The sequence below is a fragment of the Dactylosporangium sp. NPDC050688 genome (assembly GCF_040654515.1).
GTDB lineage: Bacteria > Actinomycetota > Actinomycetes > Mycobacteriales > Micromonosporaceae > Dactylosporangium.
In genome coordinates this window covers 67,049-89,340 of the sequence record NZ_JBFAIC010000031.1, presented here as the reverse complement: position 1 = coordinate 89,340, position 22,292 = coordinate 67,049, and the positions used below count along the sequence as shown (strand labels likewise).

At 74.4% G+C, this 22,292-nt stretch carries 16 protein-coding genes and 1 pseudogene; 10 read left to right on the top strand and 7 right to left on the bottom strand.

Annotated features, from left to right (window positions below; translation table 11 throughout):
• Positions 1-222 precede the first annotated feature (222 nt).
• Together cydC and AB0H83_RS27210 are read left to right on the top strand one after the other, a co-directional pair.
• Positions 223-1,908, top strand: coding sequence for a thiol reductant ABC exporter subunit CydC (gene cydC, locus AB0H83_RS27215; RefSeq protein WP_360099228.1), 1,686 nt, complete (start codon positions 223-225; stop codon positions 1,906-1,908).
• A gap of 1,006 nt (positions 1,909-2,914) precedes the next feature.
• Positions 2,915-3,233 (top strand): annotated as a pseudogene (locus AB0H83_RS27210) (hypothetical protein); the annotation flags it as partial.
• Between the two features lie 97 nt (positions 3,234-3,330).
• Here AB0H83_RS27210 and rph read toward each other — a convergent pair.
• The 7 genes from rph to AB0H83_RS27175 form a co-directional block, all read right to left on the bottom strand.
• A complete protein-coding gene (gene rph, locus AB0H83_RS27205) occupies positions 3,331-5,934 on the bottom strand; it encodes a rifamycin-inactivating phosphotransferase (RefSeq protein WP_360099226.1) in 2,604 nt (867 codons plus the stop codon).
• 143 nt (positions 5,935-6,077) lie between these two features.
• Positions 6,078-6,380 carry a hypothetical protein gene (locus tag AB0H83_RS27200; protein WP_360099224.1) on the bottom strand — a complete coding sequence of 101 codons (303 nt, stop codon included), beginning with the start codon at positions 6,378-6,380 and terminating at the stop codon, positions 6,078-6,080.
• A gap of 73 nt (positions 6,381-6,453) precedes the next feature.
• On the bottom strand, positions 6,454-7,338 hold the full coding sequence (locus AB0H83_RS27195; RefSeq protein WP_360099222.1) for a universal stress protein: 885 nt from the start codon (positions 7,336-7,338) through the stop codon (positions 6,454-6,456).
• Positions 7,339-7,438: 100 nt separating this feature from the next.
• Positions 7,439-8,671: an acetyl-CoA hydrolase/transferase C-terminal domain-containing protein gene (locus tag AB0H83_RS27190; RefSeq protein ID WP_360099220.1), complete on the bottom strand. Its 1,233-nt coding sequence runs from the start codon at positions 8,669-8,671 to the stop codon at positions 7,439-7,441.
• Between the two features lie 125 nt (positions 8,672-8,796).
• Positions 8,797-10,029, bottom strand: a complete 1,233-nt coding sequence (locus AB0H83_RS27185) for an HDOD domain-containing protein (RefSeq protein WP_360099218.1) — start codon at positions 10,027-10,029, stop codon at positions 8,797-8,799.
• Positions 10,030-10,199: 170 nt separating this feature from the next.
• Positions 10,200-11,897, bottom strand: coding sequence for a SulP family inorganic anion transporter (locus AB0H83_RS27180; RefSeq protein ID WP_360099216.1), 1,698 nt, complete (start codon positions 11,895-11,897; stop codon positions 10,200-10,202).
• Positions 11,894-12,232 carry a metalloregulator ArsR/SmtB family transcription factor gene (locus AB0H83_RS27175; RefSeq protein ID WP_360099214.1) on the bottom strand — a complete coding sequence of 113 codons (339 nt, stop codon included), beginning with the start codon at positions 12,230-12,232 and terminating at the stop codon, positions 11,894-11,896. The genes AB0H83_RS27180 and AB0H83_RS27175 overlap by 4 nt, the downstream gene beginning before the upstream one ends.
• A gap of 213 nt (positions 12,233-12,445) precedes the next feature.
• On the opposite strand from AB0H83_RS27175, the gene AB0H83_RS27170 reads away from it, so the two are divergent.
• The 8 genes from AB0H83_RS27170 (at position 12,446) to AB0H83_RS27135 (ending at position 22,231) form a co-directional block, all read left to right on the top strand.
• Positions 12,446-13,108: a CBS domain-containing protein gene (locus tag AB0H83_RS27170; RefSeq protein WP_360099212.1), complete on the top strand. Its 663-nt coding sequence runs from the start codon at positions 12,446-12,448 to the stop codon at positions 13,106-13,108.
• Between the two features lie 31 nt (positions 13,109-13,139).
• Positions 13,140-14,063, top strand: a complete 924-nt coding sequence (locus AB0H83_RS27165) for a universal stress protein (RefSeq protein ID WP_360099210.1) — start codon at positions 13,140-13,142, stop codon at positions 14,061-14,063.
• 231 nt (positions 14,064-14,294) lie between these two features.
• On the top strand, positions 14,295-16,952 hold the full coding sequence (adhE, locus tag AB0H83_RS27160) for a bifunctional acetaldehyde-CoA/alcohol dehydrogenase (RefSeq protein WP_360099208.1): 2,658 nt from the start codon (positions 14,295-14,297) through the stop codon (positions 16,950-16,952).
• Between the two features lie 93 nt (positions 16,953-17,045).
• Positions 17,046-17,516, top strand: a complete 471-nt coding sequence (locus AB0H83_RS27155; RefSeq protein WP_360099206.1) for a hypothetical protein — start codon at positions 17,046-17,048, stop codon at positions 17,514-17,516.
• A 29-nt stretch (positions 17,517-17,545) separates the two neighbouring features.
• A complete protein-coding gene (locus tag AB0H83_RS27150) occupies positions 17,546-19,783 on the top strand; it encodes a xanthine dehydrogenase family protein molybdopterin-binding subunit (RefSeq protein WP_360099204.1) in 2,238 nt (745 codons plus the stop codon).
• The gene (locus AB0H83_RS27145) at positions 19,780-20,649 is read left to right on the top strand and encodes an FAD binding domain-containing protein (protein WP_360099202.1); all 870 of its coding nucleotides are present in this window, start codon (positions 19,780-19,782) and stop codon (positions 20,647-20,649) included. Before AB0H83_RS27150 ends, AB0H83_RS27145 begins: the two co-directional genes overlap by 4 nt.
• Positions 20,650-20,652: 3 nt before the next feature.
• Positions 20,653-21,120, top strand: a complete 468-nt coding sequence (locus AB0H83_RS27140; RefSeq protein WP_360099200.1) for a (2Fe-2S)-binding protein — start codon at positions 20,653-20,655, stop codon at positions 21,118-21,120.
• 127 nt (positions 21,121-21,247) lie between these two features.
• Complete coding sequence (locus tag AB0H83_RS27135) at positions 21,248-22,231, top strand: nitroreductase family protein (protein WP_360099198.1); 984 nt, start codon at positions 21,248-21,250, stop codon at positions 22,229-22,231.
• Positions 22,232-22,292 lie beyond the last annotated feature (61 nt).

The following is a 22,292-nucleotide window of genomic DNA, read 5'->3' as shown; positions in this document are numbered from 1 at the left end:
GTGGCGGTGTGAGTGGGCCGCAGCGTAGCGGAGGGCTGCGAATCATGGGTGCAGGGTGGGGCTCAGGTCGGCGCCGGAGCGTAGCGGAGGTGGCGGTGTGAGTGGGCCGCAGCGTAGCGGAGGGCTGCGAATCATGGGTGCAGGGTGGGGCTCAGGTCGGCGCCGGAGCGTAGCGGAGGTGGCGGCATGAGCAGCGGGTCGAAGCGTATGGGAGGTGGCGGTGTGAGGGCGGCGGGGATGGTGCTGCGGCTGTGCCGGCCGGCCGCCGGGCAGCTCGTCGTCGCCGTGGTCGCCGGGGTCGGTGCCGCCGGGGCCGGGGTCGGCTTGATGGCGACGTCGGCGTTTCTCATCTCGCGTGCCGCGCAGCACCCGCCGGTGCTGCACCTCATGGTCGCCATCGTCGCCGTGCGGGCGTTCGGGCTCGGCCGTGGCGTGCTGCGCTACGTCGAGCGGCTCACCGGGCACGACGCCGCGTTCCGGGTGCTGGGCGCGTTGCGGGTGCGCACCTACCGGCGGCTGGAGCGGCTCGCCCCGGCCGGGCTCGGCGTGTTCCGGCGTGGTGATCTCGTCGCCCGGCTGGTCGACGACGTGGAGTCCGTGCTCGACGTCATCGTGCGGGTGCTGCTGCCGATCGTGGTCGCCGCCGTCACCGGGGCCGCCACGGTCGCGCTCGTCGGCGGGCTGCTGCCCGTCGCCGGTGCCGCGCTCGCCGCCGGGCTGCTTGTCGTGGCCGTCGGTGTGCCGGCGCTGCAGGCCGCCGCGGCCCGCCGCGCCGATGCCCGCCTCGCGCCGCTGCGGGGCGCGCTGGCCGCCGGCACCGTCGACCTGGCCCACGGCCTGCCCGACCTCATCGCGTACGGCGCCGTCGACGACGCCCTCGCCGCACTCGACCGCACCGACCGGCAGCTGCTGGCCGCCGCCCGCCGCTCCAGCGGCACCACCGGCGTCTCCGCCGCGGTGACCGCGCTGTGCACCGGGCTCGCCGTCCTGGCCGGCCTCGCCGCCGGAGCCGTCGCGGTGCGGGCCGGCACCCTGCCCGGCGAGCTGCTCGCGGTCGTCGTCCTGACCCCGCTCGCCGTCTTCGAGACCGTCGGCACGATCCCCGCCGCCGCCCAGCGCCTCGCCGCGGCCCGCGCCGCCCTCGGCCGGCTCGCCGAGATCGCCGCCGCCGCGGACCCGGCGCCCGACCCCGCCAACCCGGCACCGCTGCCGGCAGGTTTGCCGACGGTCCGTCTCGAGGCCGTGTCCGCCGCGTGGGTGCCGGGGCAGACGGTCCTGCGGGACTTCAGCCTCACCCTGCGCCCCGGGCGCCGCGTCGCGCTCGTCGGCCCGAGCGGCGCCGGCAAGAGCACCATCGCCGCGCTGCTCGTGCGCTGGCTCGACCCGACCGCCGGCCGGGTGACCCTCAACGACGTTGACGTGCGCGACCTGCGCGGCGACGACCTGCGCAGCGTCATCGGCTACCTCGACGACGACGCGTACCTCTTCGACAGCACCCTCGAGGCGAACCTGCGCATCGGCCGCCCGGACGCCACCACCGCCGAACTGGAGGCAGCCCTGGCCTCGGCGCGCCTGCTGGACTGGGTGCGCACGCTGCCAGCCGGCCTCGCCACCCCCGTCGGGGAGCACGGCGTCGCCCTGTCCGGCGGCCAGCGCCGCAGGCTCGCCGTCGCCCGCGCGCTGCTCGCCGACTTCCCGGTCCTCGTCCTGGACGAGCCCACCGAGCACCTCGACGACGCCACCGCCACCGACCTGATCCACGACCTGCTCACCGCCGCCGGCGACCGCACGGTCCTGCTCATCACCCACCGCACCGACATCCTGGCCGCCGTCGACGAGGTCGTCCTCCTCACGCCGCCGCCACCCGCGGCGGCGGAGGCGCTGGCAGTGGCAGGTCACACCGCGTGACGTCGCCGCCCCACGATGGCGAAGGGGCTGGCGGTAGCGGTTCGCACCCCGTGCCGAGCGCTGTCATCCGCGGCGGCGAAGGCGCTGGCGAGGGTGGGCCGCACCCCGTGCCGGGGGCTGGCGAGGGTGGGGCGCACCCGTGCGGCCGTTGCACCCGTGGCGGCGGAGACGTTCGACCTGGCGGCGGGTCGCGTCCTCCCTGTGGCGCCATCCGCGGTGGCGGAGCACCTCGACCAGGCGGCGGCGGGTGCAGGCCGCCCTCCGGTGCGGCGGCGTGCCACTGAAATAGCGAGACGCCAATGCCTTGTCCTGTCCAAGGCCAGGTTCACAATCGGTGGGAATTGTCACGATCGTACGGTGCAACCGAGGCGCGGCAGCCTGCCGAGCCGGATGCAACCGCGCGGCTTGTGCCCTGTCCTCGCGTAAACTGAGCGCATTCATCGAACCTCGGCAAAAAAGCGAGCGACCCCGGGATTGCGGCCCGGGGTCGCTCCGCCCGACAAACCAGCCCAGCAGCGAGAAGGGACAGGTGAATCATGGCTTCAGTCCATGGTAGTCGCTCACGCGTACCGGCGCGTCGACCGGGTCGGAAAGTGCAGGTCACGGCCTTGATGACGGTCATTGTGAGGGCCGGCGTCGTCCCACCTCTCTTGGACATGAAACGGCACTTCAACGGCCAAGAGAGGTGACCATGAAACACGCCATCGAGGAGGCGGGACGGACGGTCCGAGCCGCGCTTGCGGGATGGGGCCCGGCAACCCGTCTGAGCATGCTCATCCTGGCGATTGCGGCGGCCTGGTGGCTGGCGCACCGCTGATGCACACCCGGTGCGCCGGCCGAATCTGAGCTGTTCGCCGCCGTCGCACGGTTCCACCGATTGACGGGCCCCGCCGGGCCGCACGCGCCGGCGGGGCCTTTGTCGTGCACCTGCCGAGGCAGCCCGCGTGCTGTCCGGCCTTGTCCTGGACCGGGTCGTCTTCCGCGGGCGCAAGCAGGCCGAGCGCGGGACGACCGCGCCGCAGCGGCGACCGTCCCGGTCCACTCGCGCTTCTCGACGGACACGTTCCCGTCGTGGGAGCTGCCACGCCGGGGCCGGCTGATCGCCCACAACGGCGGGATCAACACCATCCGGGGCAACCAAAACTGGATGGCGGCCCGGGAGGTGCTGCCGGGCGTCCGGCTCGGCCGGCTTCGGCGAGGTCGTCGAGCTGCTGCACCTCGCCGGGCGGAGCCTGCCGCCCGCGGTGCACATGATGACCTCGGCGGCGTGGGAGAACGACCCGTGCATGGACCCGCCGCGCAGGGCGCTCCGCCGCTTCCGCGCCTGCCCGGCAGGGCCGTGGGGCTGCGTCATGATGCGCGGTTGCCACCGGAACACCCGTCCGACAGGGACGTGCACGCACAACCCGCCGACGGCGCGGGTCATGGCAGCAGCTCGACGTACCCGTCGGTGCCGTGGACGCGGATGCGCTGGCCGTCGAGGATCCGGCGGGTGGCGTGCTCCACGCCGACGACGGCCGGCAGGCCGTACTCCCGGGCGATCACCGCGCCGTGGGTCATCAGGCCGCCGACCTCGGTCACCAGGCCCGCGATGCCGACGAACACCGGTGACCAGCTGGGGTCGGTGTGCACGGTGACCAGGATGTCGCCCGCGTCGAGCTCGGCCTGCGCGATGTCGAGCACGACGCGGGCCCTGCCCTCGACGGTCCCGGCGGACACCGGCAGGCCGGTCAGGGCGCCGTCGGGCACGTCGTCGCGGCGGTACGCCCCGGACAGCGCCTCACCGTCGGAGGTGAGCACCCGCGGGGGCGTGAGCGCGCGGTACGACCGGTACGCGTCCCTGCGCCGCCGGATGAGCGCCGGGTCCACCCGGTGCGTGCGGGCGGCCTCGTGCAGCTCCTGGAACGTGAGGTAGTAGGCGTCCTGCGGCGCGGCCAGCACGCCGGCCCGCACGAGCCGCTCCGCCTCCTCCAGCAGGGCCTGCTTGTAGACGAGGTACCGGCTGACGATGTTGTATTTCGGGTATTCCCGGTACCCGATGAAGATGCGGACCCGGTCGATCATCCGCTTCGCCTCGGTGGCCTTGCGCTCGCCGTCCGGCAGCGCCCGCAGGCGCGCGAGGACGTCCTGCTCCTTGCGCAGCGCCGCCTGCCGGCCCTGCTCGAAGCGCCGGTGGGCGGCGCCGGGTTCGAAGTTCCTGACGTTGTCCAGGATCGCGGGCACCAGCGTGGAGGGTCGTTCGATCCAGCGGGGCCGGGTGATGTCGATCTCGCCGGCGCAGCGCATGCCGTACCGGTCGAGGTAGCCCTCGATGGCGTCGCGCGCCTCGGCGCCGCCGGCGAGCTTCGCCAGCCCGTCGAGGAAGTCGTCGCCGTCGACGCGTTGCAGGTACGCCACCACCTCCGGATGCGGCCGGATCACGTCGGCGACGTCGAGCAGCGCCAGTCCCATCTCCGAGGTGACGTTGCCAGGAGCGGACAGCGTGAGGGTGTCGGCGGCGTTCTTCTCGCCCAGCCACTCCTGCAGCGTGTCGTTGAGCCACCAGGTGGCGTCCATGCCGGCCATGATCGCCTGGAAGCTCAGCGGATCGCTGAGGAGCCGCTTGTGCTCCTGGAAGGACTTCAGCAGGAAGTCGAACAGCGCCGGTCCGGTCCGGCCCTGGATGTCGCGCCGCAGCTCGGCGAGCGCCGCCTGGCTGCGTTCGACGAGCGTGGTGACGATGGCGGGGTCGTTGTCGATCGGTGCGGGCGCGGCGCCGGCGGGCTGTGCGGTTGGAGGAGCGGCGGGGGCGGCGTCCGGCACGGACGCGACGACGCCGCGGGCAAGGAGCGTCTCCAGCGCGTCGCGCATCAGCGGGTCGGCGCGGCCCATCATGGCCAGGACGCCGGCGCGGTTCGCGGGGGAGGCCAGCCGCGGGGCGACGTCGACGAACAGCCTGCCGCCGGCCTCGTGCATCGGCGCCATCGCCGTCAGCTGCCACATGGAGACCCCGAGCGGCTTCATGGCGTCGGTCATCATCTGCTGGTGGCCGACTGAGAGGTAGATGTGCAGGTCCCGGTCGCCGGCCTCGGGGACGGGGAACAGGGTGGTGATCGGCCGGCTCTGCACGATCTGGAAACCGTCGTCGTCCAGGCACCACTCGATGTCCTGCGGCCGGCCGAAGTGCCGCTCGATCCGGCGGCCCAGCCGTACGAGCCGCACGACCTGGTCGTCGGTGAGCACGGGCTGCCGCTGCCGCTGCGGGTCGACCGGCACCTCCCGGGTGCCGCCGCCCGGCAGCGCCTCGACGGCGCGCTCTTTCGCGGCGACCGTCCTGCTGACGACCTCGTCGTGCCGCACCCTGTACACGTCCGGGTTGACCAGACCGGAGACGAGGGCCTCACCGAGCCCGAACCCGGCGTCCACCGTGGCGACCGTCCGGTTGCCGGAGACGGGGTCGGCGGTGAACATGACGCCGGCCGCGTGCGCCTGGACCATCCGCTGCACGACCACGGCCATGTCGACCGCCCGGTGGTCGATGCCGTTGCGCCGGCGGTACGTCACCGCCCGCTCGGTGAACAGCGACGCCCAGCACCGGCTGACGTGCCGCAGCACCGCGGCCGGCCCCACGACGTTGAGGTACGTGTCCTGCTGCCCGGCGAAGGACGCCGTCGGCAGGTCCTCGGCCGTCGCGCTGGACCGCACCGCATAGGCGCCGTCCGTGGCGAGCGCCCCGGTGATCGCCGCCGCGAGGTCGTCCGGGACGGCGACCTCCTCGATGATGCGGCGCAGCTCCGCGCTCAGCGCGCGCACCGCGTCGGCGTCGCCGGGCTCGTCGGGGTCCAGGCCCGCCAGCCGGTCGAGCCGGTCACCGACCGGCGCCGCCGCCATGATCCGCCGGAACGCGTCCGTCGTGACGCAGAAGCCCGCCGGCACGCTGACACCGTCGATGCGTGACAGCGCCCCCAGGTGCGCGCCCTTGCCGCCGACGAGCGCGAGCCGCGTCTCATCGACCTCGTGCAGATCCGTCACGTACCGCTCGATCACCGCGGGTCCCCCGTCCGTCGACACGTTTGCGCAGGCAGTAGCCTCGGCCGACGATTCTGCGCCAGGACCCTGGTCTTGCCGCAAGTCCGGGGGTGCGGTATATGTTAAGAGTGGCAGGGAGCGTGACTCCTTGCCGTTTTTTGTCACATCTTCGTCTTCGGGATCTCCACCGGGTGCTCGACCGCGTCCTGCGCCGCCATGGCGGCCATCGCCGCCCGGTAGGACGCCCGGTCCAGCGAGCTGGCCAGCAGGCGGCGTGTCGCGGCGGTCTCGGCGCGGCCGCGGCGGCGTTCGTCGCCGGCGGCGAGCCATCTGGCGATCCGCGGACGGTAGCGCTCACCGGGGCGCTCACCACCCCGGATCGCCAGGACGTGCATGGCGATCAGCGCGACGTAGACGGTCGCGATGATCGTGGCCACGAGCATGATCGCCACCACGGGACTCACCCCTTCCACCGCGTGCGGCGGCCTCCGAGTGTCACAGTAGGCATCGAAGGCCCGGCAGCGGGAGGGCCGGAGGTCACAACCTGAACGCGTCACCGGTCCCGAGGGTCGACGCCCGGTTCGGGTGGGCGATCAGCACCGGGCACTCCGCGTGCTGCACAAGCTGCTGGCCGACGGAGCCGAGCAGCAGGCCGGTGAACCCGCCGTGGCCGCGGCTGCCGACGACGACGAGCCGCGCGGTGTGCGACAACCCGATGAGCACCTTCGCCGCGCGGCCGGCCACGAGGCGAGCCTCCAGCGTGACCGACGGGTACTTCGACGGCCAGCCGACCAGCGACGCCTCCAGGGCCGTGCGCTCGTCGGCCTCGACGGCGCTCAGCGGCAGCACGGACGGCGCCGGCGGAACGTAGGCCCGGACCGCGACGAGCCGCGCGCCGGCCGCGGCGGCGGCGTCGAAGGCGAGGCCGAGCGCGGTGCTGGTGGCCGGTGAACCGTCGACCCCGGCGACGACCGGACCGCCCGCCGCGGCGTGGCCGCGCACGACGACGACCGGGACGCGGGCGTGCGTGGCGACCTGCTGGCTGACCGACCCCGTGAGCAGGCCGGTGATGCCGCCGGTGCCGCGGCTGCCGACGACGAGCAGCCGGGCGCCGCTGTGGCCGAGGTCGAGCAGCGTCGCCGCAGGCGCGGCGTGCACGACGGTCGCGACGGCGTCGACGCCGGTGCCCCGGGCGCGGACGGCGGCCACGGCGTCGGCGGCCAGCTGCTCGGCGCGTCCCCGGGCCGCGCCGGACTCCTCGGCGGTCGGGCGGTAGTAGCTGCCCGCGGGCCAGCCGATCTGATACGTGTGGACGATCTGCAGCGTCGCGCCGGTCCGGGCTGCCTCGTCGGCGGCCCAGTCCACGGCCCGCTGCGACTCGCCGGATCCGTCGTACCCGACGACGATCCTGGTCCTGTCCATGGCTTCCTCCTCTGTCCATTCGCCGCCAGCGTCGGCCGATGGCACCGGCAGCGGCAGAGGAGTCCGGATCGATCCGGGTGGGCCATTGGTCCCGGCGCGGTCAGGTGAGCGGCAGGCCGAACGTCCGCCCGGCGGCGCGCAGGCCGTCGCGGGCGGCCGGGTGCGCGGCCCGGTCGACGATCTGCTGCGCCTGCTCGACGCTGTCGCGGCCCCAGATGGAGGCGGTGCCCTGCTCGGTGACGATGTAGCTGTGCTGGAAGGACGTCACCGGCCCGGAGACGAGCGGCACGACCGAGGACACGTCGGCCTTCGGGTGCCAGGAGCGCAACGCGATGACGGCGTGCCCGCCGGGGGAGTGCATGGCGCCGACGATGAAGTCCGTCTGCCCGCCGAAGCCCGAGTGGGTGCGGTTGCCGACGCGGGTGGCGTTGGCCTGGGCGAAGAGGTCGACCTGCAGGGCGCTGTTGACGCTCATGAGGTTGGGGTGCGCGGCGATCGTGCCGGGGTCGTTGGTCTTCTCGGTACGCAGCATCCGCACGCGGGGGTTGCGGTCGACCCAGTCGTACAGCTCGGCGGAGCCGAAGCAGAACGAGGCGGTCACCGGGGTGTCGCGGTCCAGGCAGCCGGCCTTCTCCAGGGCGAGGGCGCCGTCGCTGAACATCTCCGACCAGATGCGCAGGTCCCGCCGGTCCAGCAGCGCGTCCAGGGTGGCGTCGGGGATCGCGCCGATGCCCAGCTGCAGCGTCGCGCGCTCGGGCACCAGGGCGGCGACCCGCTCGCCGATGGACGCCGACACCGCGTCCGGCGCGGCGACCGCGTGGGTGGCGAGGGGCTCGTCGACCTCCAGCAGGTAGTCCACGGCTTCCAGCGGCACCATCGCGTCGCCGTGGGTGACCGGCATCGCGGCGTTGGCCTGCGCGACGACGATGCCGCCGCGGGCGCGCACCGCCTCGATCGCCGCGGGCAGCACGTTGACCTCGACGCCGAGGCTGATGGCGCCGCCGGTGGGCCGGGAGGTGTGCAGCAGCACGACGTCGGGGGCGAGGCGCTGCCGGAACAGGTGCGGCACCAGCGACAGCCGGCACGGGAAGTAGTGCAGCCGCGGGTGGGCGCGCATGCCGGGACCGACGAACGCCGACTCGTACCCGACGCCGTCGCGGTCGGGCAGGCCCGGCTGGGCGTTGAGCATGAACAGCCGGAACTGCGCCACGGCGGCGTCGGCGACGGCCAGCAGCCGGCCCGGGGCGGCGTAGTTGCCGCTGGCCACGATCCGGGGACCGTCCGGCAGCGCGCCGAGGATCCGCCCGAGCTCCGACTCGCTGACTGTTCGCATGCCACGCTCCTCGTCGAGGGGGCGGCCGTGCGCCGGCCCCGGACCCGTTGATCACGCTAGGCAGCGCCGGGGAGGCGCAGCAGGGCCGAACGGCACCGGCCCCGGCGTACCAAGGTCCCGGGCGTTCAGTTGGAGCGGATGGCGTACGCGGTCTTCGTGGCCCAGGCCATCGCGGCCAGCTGCCGGGTGAGCACGTCGTGGCGGGTGAGCACCGCCGCGCCGCCCGCCGCGTCGGGGGTGCCCTGCTCGTGGGCGTGCACCGTGGCGAGGACGTCGCCGAGCGGGCCGGTGCCGTCCAACAGCGCGTCGCGGACGATCGGGGCGAGGGGCAGCTTGCCGGCGAGCGACCCGACCGGCAGGTCGAGCAGGCCGGCGACGGCGTCGAGCAGGCCGGCGGTGAACGCCTCGTCACCGGAGAGCCCGTTGTCCTCGGCGACGAGCCGGCACAGCTGGGCGTGCACGAGGATGTCGGCGGTCTGCTCCTCGCCGGCCTCGGTGAGGTCGCCGATCAGCATGAGCGTCACCCAGTTGCGGATCTGCGCAGTGCCGAGCATGACGACCGCCTCGTGCACCGACGACACCCGGTGTGCCGTGCCGGCGGCGGCGGTGTTGACCGCCTGCAGCATCCGGTAGCTCAGCGCGGGGTCGCTCGACACGAGGGACACGATGCGGTCCAGGCCGACGTCCGGCGCCATCAGCAGCCCGAGCAGGTGTACGCAGCGCAGCCGCGACGCGCTCAGGGTGCGGGCCGTGACGACCGCCGGGCGGCTCAGCGCGTAGCCCTGGAAGAGCTCGTACCCGCGTCCGTGGGCCTCGGCGACGTCCGCCGGGGTCTCCAGGCGCTCGGCGACGAACTTCAGGTGCGGGTGGGCCCGGCGCACGTCGAGGACCGCCCGCCGCTGCGCGGGCGTGGAGCCCAGGAAGTCGACCTTGACGTAGCTGGCCAGCTCGAACAGCCGCTCGTGGCCGGAGCCGGACACGAAGTCGTCCAGGGCGATGACGTACCCGCGCTCGACCAGGTTCGCGACGCCGGCGACGAGCCGGTCGTCGACGTCGACGGTCTCCAGGATCTCCAGGACGGCGTGTTCGGGGGCGAACGGCACGGGCAGCTCGCCGAGCAGGAAGTCCGCGGTCAGGTTGATGAAGCAGGGCCGGCCGCCGGCGAGCTCCTCCAGCCCGACGGTGGTGAAGGCGGCCACCATGACCTGGCTGGTCGCGAGGGCGCCGCCGTTCGTCGCGGACCTGGCCCCCGGCGAGTTGCGAAACAGCAGCTCGAACGCGACGACGTCGCCGTGCCGGTCGTAGATCGCCTGCCGGCCGACGTGGACGTCGGCGACCTCAGGTATGACGTTGGACATGCGGCTTCCCGATCCGTACGCGGCTCAACACCTTGCGTAGTCGATGGTGACCGGCGCGCGGACCGGGTGGCGACGCCCGAACGTCCGCGAAGTTCGACGATCACCCGACAGCGGTCACGCGGCGGCGATCACCCGACAGCGGTCACGCGGCGGCGATGACCCGGCAGCGGTCACGCGGGCGGGACCGGCTGCCCGGGGGACGGCAGGTGGCCGACGAGGTGCCGGCGGGCGTGGTCGATGGCGGCGACGGTGTCGGGGAAGATCAGGCCCTCGCGGCGCAGGTCCTCGGCCACGCCGAGGGCCGCGAGGACCTGGTCGTGGCCGGTGACGACGCCGGAGAGCAGCACGGCGATGCCGCGGCGGCGCAGGTGGTTGATCGCGTCGCCGAGCACGTGCGCGCCGGTGGCGTCGATGGTGGTGACCCGCGACATGCGCAGGATCACCACCCGCACGTCGGTGACCTCCGACAGCTCGATGAGGAAATGGTGCGCGGCGGCGAAGAACAGCGGGCCGTCGAGCCGGTACGCCACGATGTGCTCGGCGAGCAGGCGGTGCTCCTCGGCGCTGTGGTCGCCGGGCTCCAGCGGCACCTGCTCGAGCCGGGCACTGCGGGCGACGGCCCGCAGTGCCAGCACCGCCGCCACGCCGATGCCGACGGCGACGGCGGCGACCAGGTCGAACACGACCGTCACGGTGAACGTGAGGATCAGCACCAGGGCATCGCCGCGGGTCGAGCGGGCCAGCGCCAGCAGGGTGCCGGCCTCCACCATCCGCACCGTGGTCGCCAGCAGCACCCCGGCGAGCGCGGCGAGCGGGATGCGCGACACCAGCGGCGCGGCCGCCAGCACGATCACCGCCAGGGCGACGGCGTGGGTCAGCGCGGCGAGCTTCGACCCGGCGCCGGCGCGCACGTTGACGGCGGTGCGGGCGATCGCCGCGGTCGCCGGGATGCCACCGAACAGCGGCGACGCGAGGTTCGCCAGCCCCTGGCCGAACAGCTCGCGGTCGGGGTCGTGGCGCTGGTTGACGCTCATGCCGTCGGCGACGGTGGCCGACAGCAGGCTCTCCAGCGCCGCGAGGGCCGCCACGGCGAGGGCCGAGGGCAGCAGCGTACCGATGGCGCCGGGATCGAAAAAGGACAGCGACGGCGCGGGCAGCCCGGCCGGCAGGGCGCCGATGCGGGTCAGGCCGAGCGGCGCGACCTCGGCGGCGAGCGTCGCCGCGGCCACCGCCAGCAGTGAGAACGGCAGTCCGGGCCGCAGCCGCGCGCCGAACAGCATGACCGCCGCGACGCCCAGGGCGACGCACAGCGGCGTGATGTGCGGGTCGCGGGCGAAGCGAGCGAACGCGTCGGCGGCCACCGCCCATACCTTGTCGCCGTGCGCGCCGGTGACGCCGAGCGCGGCCGGCACCTGCTGCAGGGCGATGACGACCGCGATGCCGGCGGTGAACCCCTCGATGACCGGTGTCGGCAGGTATCGCACGGAGCGGCCGATCCTGGCCACGGCGAGCACGACCAGCACGACGCCCGCCAGGGCACCGACCATGAGGACGCCGCGGGCGCCGAACTGCTGCACCACCGGCACCAGCACCACGGTCATCGCGCCGGTCGGGCCGGACACCTGCAGGTTGGACCCGCCGAAGACCGCCGCGACCGCGCCCGCCACCACCGCCGTGACCAGGCCCGCCTGGGCGCCCAGGCCGGAGGTGGCGCCGAAGGCCAGGGCAAGCGGCAGGGCGACCACCGCCACCGTCAGCCCGGCCAGCAGGTCCCGGCGCGGGGCGCGGCGCACCGCCGCCCAGTCCGCCGGCTGCGGCAGCAGGCCTGCCAGGCGGCGGCCGCCGCCGCGCAGACCCGCCGGGATCATCGGTCCTGCCGCTCGGCCTGGAGCTGCACCAGCAGCCCTTCCCGGTCGGTCAGCACCGCGCCGAGGATCCGCCGCCCGGCCGCCAGCAGGTCGGCCACCGCCGGGGTGCTCAGCTCGTACACCACCGAGGACCCGTCGCGGGTGGACGTCACCAGGCCCGCCCGGCGCAGCACCGCCAGCTGCTGCGACAGGCCCGACGCCTCGACGTCGATCTCGGCGAGCAGGTCCCGGACCGGTCTGGGACCGTCCTGCAGCAGCTCCAGCACGCGGATGCGCACGGGGTGGCCGAGCGTGCGGAACAGCTCGGCCTTCGCCTGGTACAGGGGCACGGACACGCGGGCGACCGCCTTCCGGGAGGTTGCGTGATTCACGATATTGGCAGTTTAGCAGTTGCAGAAGTTTGCAAGTCGTGGGCGGGGCCGTGGGCCCGCGGTGAGGGGACCTTCGGCCCGTGTGCCGCGTCAGCGCCGGGGCCAGGGTGAAAAGAACAGGGACGTACGCCCACGGAAGGGAGCAGGTCGATGAGTTCGCTGTCGGTACGAGATGTGATGAGCACAGGTGTCGTCACCGTCGCACCCGATCTCGGGTACAAGCAGATCGTCGACCTGCTCGTCGAGTTCGGGGTCAGCGCCGTGCCGGTCGTCGACGGTCAGCGCCGCGTGCTGGGCGTGGTGTCCGAGGCGGATCTGCTGCACAAGGTGGAGTTCAACGGCGCCGACGTGCACGCCAGGCTCTTCGAACGCAAGCGCCGGCGGCTGGCCAAGGAGAAGGCGACCGGCGAGACCGCCGAGACGCTGATGACGGCCCCGGCCGTGACGATCGGCGCGGGCGCCACCCTCACCAGCGCCGCCCGGCTCATGGAGCACCGCAACGTCAAGCGGCTGCCCGTGGTCGACGACGAGGGCCACCTCGTGGGCATCGTCTCGCGCCGCGACGTGCTGCGCCGGTACCTGCGCGAGGACGCCGCCATCCGCGCCGACGTCATCGACACGGTGCTGCGCGGCATCATGTGGATCGACCCGATCGAGGTGGACGTCACCGTCACCGGCGGGCACGTCACCCTCGCCGGGACGATCGACCGGCGCAGCAGCGCCCAGATCGCCGTGCGGTTGATCCGCGGCCTCGACGGCGTCGTCGGCGTCACCGACACCGACCTCGTGTGGGGCTTCGACGACACGACCACCCGGCTCAGCCACACGTTCGACGCCTGAACGCCGAGCGCCGACCCCGACGGAGGCCGACATGTCAGCACGGATCAGGATCGTCGTCGGGTTCGACGGCTCGGCGGACTCCTGGGCCGCGGCCCGGTTCGCCGCCGCCGAGGCCGCCGCCGGCCACGGCACGGTCCGCCTGGTGCACTCGCTGCTGGACAGGGTCGCCTACGCGACCCTGCTGCCGGCCGACCTGCCACCCGACCTGACGGCCGACGGCCAGGCGGAGGCGCAGCGGCTGCTCGAGCTCGCCCGTACGGAGCTGGCACAGGCCTGCCCGGACACCGACGTACAGACGACGCTCGTGCTGCGGGCGCCCGGCGCGGCGCTGGTGCGCGTCTCCCGCTCCGCCGACCTCATCGTCCTGGGCCGCCACGGGCACGGCAGGGCACCGGTGGGCGGCGGCTTCCAGCGGGTCCACGCCGGCGCGGTCGCCACCCACGTGATGGCCTACGCGTCCTGCCCCGTCGTCGTCACGACCGCCGTGGACGCCGAGACGGCGCGTCACCCGGTCGTGCTGGGCCTGGACGCGGCCGCGCCCTCGGCATCCGCGATCGCCTACGCCTTCGAGACCGCGGCCCGCCGCGGCACCAGCCTCCGCGTGTGCTACATCAACGCCGGCGCCCGCCTCGGCCTGCGGGCCGGCCCGCGCGACGACTCGCAGGACGACGCCGACGCGCGGCTGCTGCTCAGCCAGGCGCTGGCCGGGTGGCGGGCCGCGTTCGCCGACGTGCCGGTCGCCCTCGACGTGCTGCACGGCCTGGACCCGGCGGCCCGTCTGCTCGACGCGGCCGCGACGGCGTCACTCGTCGTCGTGGGCGCCCGGGAACGCGCCGGCGTGCCCCGCCCCGGGCCGGGCGGGGTGCCGGACACCCTCGTGCGCAACGCCCCGTGCCCGGTCGCCGTGGTGCGGACCCAGCGGCAGCCCGCCACCCACCCGGCCGCCGTCGGCTGAACGCCAGCACCCCTGGCGCCGTCGGCTGAGCGCCGGGTGCCGTGCCGCACGTTGTGCCGTGCCGCGCCGCCAGCTGTCCAGTCGCGCCCGTCCCGTAGCGGGCGCCGCCCGAGAGGCGGGACCTTCGGCATCCTCGGCCCGGGTCCTCGGGCACTGTGGCCTCCCGCGCGGGCACCGAAGGATGAAGGTGCGGGCCGGAGCGGTCCGTGCCGCCCTGCGGGAAAGGATGTGATGACGGTGACCGGGATCCTCGCCCCGTCGCTCGCCGAACAGCTCGACGTGCCCGTCGAAGCCACAGCGCCGGCGATCGACCGGCTGGTGACCAGGGCACTGCGCGCGCTGGACGCCTACGCCGCGCTGAGCCAGGAGCAGATCGACCACATCGTCAAGAAGGCCTCCGTCGCGGCGCTCGGCCAGCACGGCCGCCTCGCCGAACTGGCGATCGAGGAGACCGGCCGCGGCGTGTTCGAGGACAAGGCGGTCAAGAACGTCTTCGCCTCCGAGCACATCGCGCACAGCCTCGCCGGCCTGCGCAGCGTCGGCATCGTGTCCCGGGACGAGATCAACGGCATCGTCGAGATCGCCGAGCCGGTCGGCGTGGTCTGCGCCGTCACCCCGGTCACCAACCCGACCTCCACCACGGTGTTCAAGGCACTCATCGCGCTCAAGACCCGCAACCCGGTTGTGTTCGCCTTCCACCCGGCCGCCCAGCGGTGCAGCGCCGAGGCGGCCCGGATCGTCCGCGACGCCGCGGTCGCCGCCGGCGCCCCGCGCGACTGCGTGCAGTGGATCGAGTCGCCGTCCATCGAGGCGACCCAGACGCTCATGCAGCACCCCGGGGTGGCCGTCATCCTCGCCACCGGCGGCGGCGGGATGGTCCGCGCCGCGTACTCGGCCGGCAAGCCGGCGCTGGGCGTCGGCCCCGGCAACGTGCCCGCGTACATCGAACGCAGCGCCGACGTGGTGCGCGCCGTGCACGACATCGTGGTGTCCAAGACCTTCGACAACGGCATGATCTGCGCGTCGGAGCAGGCCGTCATCCTCGACGAGGCCGTCGCCGAGCAGGCCGTGGCGCAGTTCGAGCGGCTGCACGCGCACGTCGCCACCCCGCACGAGAAGCAGCTGCTGGAGCAGTTCATCTTCGGCACCGTCGCCGGCAGCAACTGCGCGGGCGCGAAGCTCAACGCCGACGTCGTGGGCCGCTCCGCGGCCTGGATCGCCACCGGGGCCGGCTTCGAGGTGCCCGCCGACACGTCGGTCATCCTCGTGCCCGTCGACGGTGTCGGCCCGCACGAGCCGCTGACCCGGGAGAAGCTGTGCCCGGTCCTGGCGATGCTGCGGGCGGGCTCGACGGACGAGGGGTTCCGCCTCGCCGAGCAGATGGTCGAGCTCGACGGCCTCGGGCACAGCGCCGTCATCCACACCGCCGACGCCGCGACCGCGGAGGCCTACGGGCAGCGGGTCCGGGCCGTGCGCATCATCTGGAACTCCCCGTCGTCGCAGGGCGGCATCGGCGACGTGTACAACGCGTTCCTGCCGTCGCTGACCCTCGGCTGCGGCAGCTACGGGCGCAACTCGGTGTCCGGCAACGTGTCCGCGGTCAACCTGCTCAACATCAAGCGGATCGGCCGGCGGACCAACAACCTGCAGTGGTTCAAGGTCCCGCCGAAGATCTACTTCGAGCCCAACGCCATCCGGTACCTCAGCGACATGCCCGACGTGCACCGCGTCACCATCGTCACCGACCCGACGATGACCCGGCTCGGCTACGTCGACCGCATCCGCGGCGTCCTGCGCGGCAGCGCCAACCCGGTCACCGTGCAGATCCTCGACAACGTCGAACCGGAGCCGACGATGGCGACCGTCGAACGCGGCGCCGAGCTCATGCGCTCGTTCCGGCCCGACACCATCATCGCGCTCGGCGGCGGCTCGCCGATGGACGCGGCGAAGGTGATGTGGCTGCTGTACGAGAACCCGGGCGTCGAGTTCACCGACATGCGGGAGAAGTTCTTCGACATCCGTAAGCGAGCCTTCACGTTCCCGACCCTGGGCCGGCTCGCCCGGCTGGTGTGCGTCCCGACGACGTCCGGCACCGGCGCGGAGATCACCCCGTTCGCCGTCATCACCGACACCAAGACCGGCATGAAGTACCCGCTGGCCGACTACGCGCTCACCCCGAGCGTCGCGATCATCGACCCGGTGCTGACCGCCGACCTGCCGCCGAACGTCACCGCCGACAGCGGCTTCGACTGCCTCACCCACGCCACCGAGGCGTTCGTGTCCGTGTACGCCAACGACTACACCGACGGCCTGGCCCTGCACGCGATCAAGCTGGTGTTCCAGTACCTGCCGGCGGCCGTGCACCACGGCAGCACCGACCCGGTGGCGCGGGAGAAGATGCACAACGCCGGCACGATCGCCGGCATGGCCTTCGGCAACGCGTTCCTCGGCATGGTGCACGCCCTCGCCCACACCCTCGGCGCCACGTTCCACATCGCCCACGGGCGCACCAACGCGATCCTGCTGCCGCACGTGATCCGGCACAACGGCCAGGTCCCGGCGAAGCTGACCGCGTGGCCGAAGTACGAGCGGTACGTGGCCCCGGAACGCTTCCAGCAGATCGCGCAGGCCCTCGGCCTGCCGGCCCGCACGCCGCAGGAGGGCGTGGAGTCCTACGCCGCCGCCGTGGAGCGGCTGCGTGCCGAGGTCGGCATCGAGCCGTCGTTCCAGGCCGCCGGCGTCGACGAGCAGACGTTCCTGGAGGCGCTGCCGCAGCAGGCGATGAACGCCTACCTCGACCAGTGCGCCCCGGCGAACCCGAGGATGCCGATGCTGGACGACCTGCGCGAGATCATGCGGACCGCCTACTACGGCACCACCCGGTCATGACCCGGCGCTGACGCGACGCTCCCCCGCCCGCCAGGTGGACGGGGGAGCGTCGCGGCCGGGTTTGGCCCGGCGGCGGCCGGGTAGCGGGCGCCGATGGCGATCGGACTGCTGCGTGGGGCCGCGGCGGGCGCCGCGGGTTCGACGGCGCTCAACGCCGCGGCGTACCTCGACATGGTGGTGCGGGCCAGGCCGGCCAGCAGCACGCCCGAACGGACGGTGGAGGCGATCGTCGGCCGGGTGCCGGTGTCCGTGCCGGGCCGTGGTGCGGCGCGGGAGAACCGGGTCAGTGGGCTGGCCGGCCTGTCCGGCATCCTGACCGGCGTTGGGGTCGGCGCCGCGTACGGCGCGCTGCGGCGGCTCGGGTTCCGGCCCGGTCCGCTGGCGGGCGCGGTGGTGACCGGGCTGAGCGTGATGGCCTTCACCGACTCGTCGATGGCCGGGCTGGGGGTCAGCGACCCGCGGACGTGGAAGGCCATGGACTGGGTCAGCGACGTGCTGCCGCACCTGGTCTACGGGGCCGTCACCTGGGCCGTCCTGCGCGCCCTGGACGACGTTCCCGCCTGACCCGACCGCCGGGCGTGAAGGAGGTACCCGTGCCGGGGTTGATCGGTGCGCGGCTGCGCCGCCGCGAGGACGAACGGCTGGTCCGCGGGGCCGGCCGCTTCCTGGCGGACCTGCGCGTCCGGCGTTGCCTGGAGGCGGTCTTCGTCCGCAGCGACACCGCGCACGGATGGCTGCGCGGCGTCCGGCTCGACGGGGTCCGGTCGGTGCCGGGCGTGGTCGCCGCCTTCGCCGCGGCCGACTTCCCGGACGTGCCGGTGACGCCGCCGATGATGGATCCGCAGTCCGCACGGGACCGGCCGTGGCCGGCCCTGGCGACCGACCGGGTGCGGCACGTCGGGCAGCCGATCGCGGTGGTGCTGGCCGCGGACCGGTACGTCGCGGAGGACGGCCGGGACGCCGCCGGGGTCGACATCGAGCCGCTGCCGGTGCTGCTGGACCCGACGGAGGCCGCCGGCGGTGCGCCGCTGTTCGAGGGCCTGAGCAACGTCGCCGACGTCAAGGAGTTCGGTGCGCCGGTCGACGAGGCGGTGTGGCGGGACGCGGCCGTCGTCGTCGAGGGCTCGTACCGGCAGCAGCTGATGGCCCACACGTCCCTGGAGCCGCGGGCGGTGCTGGTCCGCCCGGACGGCGGCGACCGGTTCACGGTGTGGTGCTCGCACCAGGCGCCGCACCGGCTGCGCCGGGACCTCGCCGGGGCGTTCGGGCTGGCGGAGGAGCGGGTGCGGGTGATCGTGCCGGACGTGGGCGGCGCGTTCGGCGGCAAGAGCGAGACGTACCCGGAGTACCTCGCCGTGTTCGCCGCGGCACGCCGCCTGGACCGGCCGGTGCGGTGGCTCGAGGACCGGGCGGAGGCGCTGACCGGCCCGCCGCACGGCCGCGGGCAGCACCAGCGGACCCGGATGGCCGCCACCGCCGACGGCCGGATCCTCGCCTACGAACTGCTCATCGACGCGGACATCGGCGGGTACCCGCACACCGGCGCGTTCGTGCCGCTGGCGACGTCCATGATGGCCAACGGCGCGTACGTCATCCCGCGGCTGCACGTGCGGACCCGCGCGGTGCTGACCACGACGGCGCCGACCGCGCCGTACCGGGGTGCCGGCCGGCCCGAGGCGGCGTCGGCGATCGAACGCACCGTCGACCTGCTCGCCCACCGGCTCGGCCTGGACCCGGCGGAGCTGCGGCGGCGCAACTTCATCCAGCCGGACGCGTTCCCGTACCCGACGGTCACCGGGTACACCTACGACAGCGGCGACTACCCGGCCGCCCTCGACGTCGCGCTGCGCACCATCGGCTACGACGGGTGGCGGGCGGAGCAGGCCCGCTGGCGCGGCACCGGCGGCGCACCACTGGGCATCGGCCTGTGCACGTACGTGGAGCGGTCCGGGGCGGGCGAGGAGTTCGCGGCGGTGGAGGCCTGCCCGGACGGCACGTTCGTGGCGGTGTCCGGCTGCTGCTCCACCGGGCAGGGGCACGAGACCTCCTTCCCGCAGGTGGTCGCATCGGTCCTGGGCGTCGCGCCGGAGCGGATCCGGCTGGTCGAGCGGGACACGGCGGCGGTGCCGAAGGGCATCGGCTCGTACGCCAGCCGCTCCATGCAGACCGGCGGGGCCGCGCTGCAGCGGGCCGCCGGCAAGCTCGTCGACGAGGCCCGCCGGCGCGCGGGCGAACTGTGGGGGCGGCCCGTGCGGGAGGTCGAGCACCACGCCGGCACGCTGTCGTCCGGCGGGCACCGGCTGCCCCTGGAGGAGCTCGTGGCGGCGACCGGGGCGCTGCGCGCCGAGGAGACGTACGCGCCGCCGGAGGCGTTCCCGTTCGGGGCGTACGCCGCCATCGTCGAGGTCGAACCGGAGCTGGGGGAGGTCCGGGTGCTGCGGCTGGTCGCGGTCGACGACTACGGCGTCGTGGTCAACCCGCTGATCGTGGAGGGCCAGGGCCACGGCTCCGCGGTGCAGGGTCTCGGGCAGGCCCTCTTCGAGGAGTTCCGGTACGCCGCCGACGGGCGGCCGGAGCAGCGCGGCCTGCTCGACTACCTGCTGCCCACCGTGTCGGAGCTGCCGCCGATGACGTTCGAGGAGACGTGCACGCCGAACCCGAACACCCCGCTGGGGGCAAAGGGCGCGGGCGAGGCCGGCTGCATCGGCGTGCCGCCGGCCCTGGTCAACGCCGTCGCGGACGCCCTGCAGCTCGACGAGCGCGACGCGCTGCAGATGCCGCTCACCCCGTACACCTGCTGGTCCGCGGCCCGCGCGGGGGCGGCGCGGTGAAGCCGGCGGCCTTCGACTACGTCGTCGCGCACAGCGCGGGCGAGGCCGTCGCCGCGCTCGCCGGCGGCGACACCCAGGTGCTGGCGGGCGGGCAGAGCCTGATCCTGGAGCTGAACTACCGTGCCGCACGGCCGGCCAGGCTGGTCGACATCAACCGGGTGCCCGGCTTCGACCATCTCGGCGTCACCGACGCGGCGCTGCGGGTCGGGCCGCTGGTGCGGCACAGCGCCTTCGCGGACCTGGATCACGGGCCGCTCGGGACGCTGCTGGGCCGGGTCGCGCACCACATCGCCCACCCGCCGGTCCGCGCCCGGGGCACCATGCTGGGCAGCCTCGCCTACGCCCACCCGGCCGCCGAGTGGCCCGCCGTGGTCACCACGCTCGACGGGCGGCTCGTCCTCACCGGCGGCGCCGGCGCGCGCACCGTCGCGGCCGCGGACTTCTTCACCGGGCCGTTCGGCACCGTACGACGCCCCGACGAGCTGCTCACCGAGGTGCGGCTGGCGCTGCTGCCGGTCGGCACCGGGGTGGGGTTCGCCGAGCACCGCCGTACCCACGCCAGCTTCGCCCAGCTCGCCGCGCTCGCCGCGCTCACCGTCCGCGGCGGCCGGGTGGACGAGGTCCGCGTGGGCCTGGTCAACGCGGCCGACCGGCCGGTCCGCGCCCGTGCCGCCGAGCGCGTCCTGCTCGACCGGCCCCTCGACCCGGCGGCGTTCGCCGAGGCCGGGCAGGCCGCGGCCGCCGAGGACGCGGATCCGCGCCCGCAGCCGTACGCCGGCACCGCCTATCAGCGGCACGCCGTCGCCGTGCTCGTCCGCCGGGCGCTCGATGCGGCGCACCGTGACCTCGCCCCGACCGGAGGATGAACCGTGCGCGTCAGCCTGACCGTCAACGACCGCCGTCACGACCTGGACGTCGAACCCCGCCGCACGCTGGCCGACGCGCTGCGCGACGACTGCGGCCTCACCGGCACCCACATCGGCTGCGAGCACGGCGTCTGCGGCGCCTGCACCGTGCTGGTCGACGGTGTCGCGGTCCGCTCGTGCCTGATGCTCGCCGTGCAGTGCGACGGCGCCGGCGTCCGCACCGTCGAAGGGCTCGCCGGCCCGGACGGCGCCGCGCACCCGCTGCAGGAGGCGTTCTGCGCCGAACACGCGCTGCAGTGCGGATTCTGTACCCCCGGGTTCCTCATGCTGGCCGCCGGCGCCCTCGAGTCCGACCCGGGCCTGGTGCGCGACCCCGAGCGGCTGCGCGAGCTGCTGACCTCGAACCTGTGCCGGTGCACCGGCTACGAGGCCATCCGCCGGGCCGTCATCCGCGCCGCGGCGACGGGCTGACCCGCTCGCACGGCAGCGGACCGTCGATGTCCGGGACCGGTGGTCCCATCGACACAGGACCACCGGCCCTGCCGCCGGAACGGCCCGCAGGCAAAGGATGGGGTTGAGCCCACCGAGGGAGCCTGCCATGACACAGCATCTGCGAGCCGAGATCGACCAGGTCGCCGAGGCCTCGATCGCGGCACTGCGCGCCCCGTCCATCCTCAACACGCAGCCGTGGCGGTGGCGGCTGGCCGGCAACCACGCCGAACTGTGGGCCGACCGGTCCCGCCAGCTCGACGGGCTGGACCCCGACGGCCGGCTCCTGCTGCTCAGCTGCGGCACCGCGCTGCACCACGCCACCGTGGCGCTGCTGGCCGCCGGCTTCGCCGCCGACGTCGCCAAGCTGCCCGACCCGGCCCGCCCCGACCTGGTCGCCCGGGTCCGGCAGGGGCAGCCGTGCCCGCCGGACAACCTGCTGTACCGGTCGATCTACCAGCGGCGCACCGACCGCCGCCCGTTCGGCGACGAGCGGCCCACCGACGCGGTCCTCGACGAGCTGCGCGCCGCGGCCGAGCGGCACGGCGTGCACCTGCACATCGTCCGCGACGACCAGGTGACCGCATTCGCCTCCGCCGTCGCCCACGCCGGAGACGTCGAGCACGGCGACGCCCGCTTCCGCGACGACCTGCTCGCCTGGACGACCCGGACCCGCGAGGACCGTGACGGCGTGTCCGCGCGCAGCACCGTGCCGGCCACCCCCCGCACGATCGCGCCGCGGGACTTCGAGCTGGCCCGCCCGGCCGCGCTGGACCCCGGCCCCGGCACCGACCGCGGCACGGTCTACGCGGTGCTCGCCGCCGACGGCGACGAGCCCGCGGACTGGGTCGCCGCCGGTGAGGCGCTGTCCGACGTGTGGCTCACGCTCACCGCCCGCGGCTTGGCCGCCTCGCCGATCAGCGAGGTCGTCGAGGTGGTGGCGGTGCGGGTGGCGCTGCGCCGGCTGCTCGGCGGCGTCGGGCACCCGGCGATCGCCCTGCGCGTCGGCGTCCCCGTCGACGGCATCGAGCCGGTCCCGCCGTCCGTGCGCCGCTCCGGCACCGACACCGTCAGCCTGCCCGGGCAGCCGTGAACTTCTGGTCGATCACTCCTGCGCGGCGCTTCACGGCGGCGTAATCTCGGGCTGGTATGTC

Bases quoted from the DNA above. Each gene is read 5' to 3' on its own strand.
- AB0H83_RS27190 (WP_360099220.1), bottom strand. From the start codon at position 8,671: ATGCGAACAGTCAGCGAGTCGGAGCTCGGGCGGATCCTCGGCGCGCTG.
- AB0H83_RS27155 (WP_360099206.1), top strand. From the start codon at position 17,046: ATGGCGATCGGACTGCTGCGTGGGGCCGCGGCGGGCGCCGCGGGTTCG.
- AB0H83_RS27195 (WP_360099222.1), bottom strand. From the start codon at position 7,338: ATGGACAGGACCAGGATCGTCGTCGGGTACGACGGATCCGGCGAGTCG.
- AB0H83_RS27165 (WP_360099210.1), top strand. From the start codon at position 13,140: ATGTCAGCACGGATCAGGATCGTCGTCGGGTTCGACGGCTCGGCGGAC.
- AB0H83_RS27135 (WP_360099198.1), top strand. From the start codon at position 21,248: ATGACACAGCATCTGCGAGCCGAGATCGACCAGGTCGCCGAGGCCTCG.
- AB0H83_RS27180 (WP_360099216.1), bottom strand. From the start codon at position 11,897: ATGATCCCGGCGGGTCTGCGCGGCGGCGGCCGCCGCCTGGCAGGCCTG.
- adhE (WP_360099208.1), top strand. From the start codon at position 14,295: ATGACGGTGACCGGGATCCTCGCCCCGTCGCTCGCCGAACAGCTCGAC.
- AB0H83_RS27170 (WP_360099212.1), top strand. From the start codon at position 12,446: ATGAGCACAGGTGTCGTCACCGTCGCACCCGATCTCGGGTACAAGCAG.
- AB0H83_RS27185 (WP_360099218.1), bottom strand. From the start codon at position 10,029: ATGTCCAACGTCATACCTGAGGTCGCCGACGTCCACGTCGGCCGGCAG.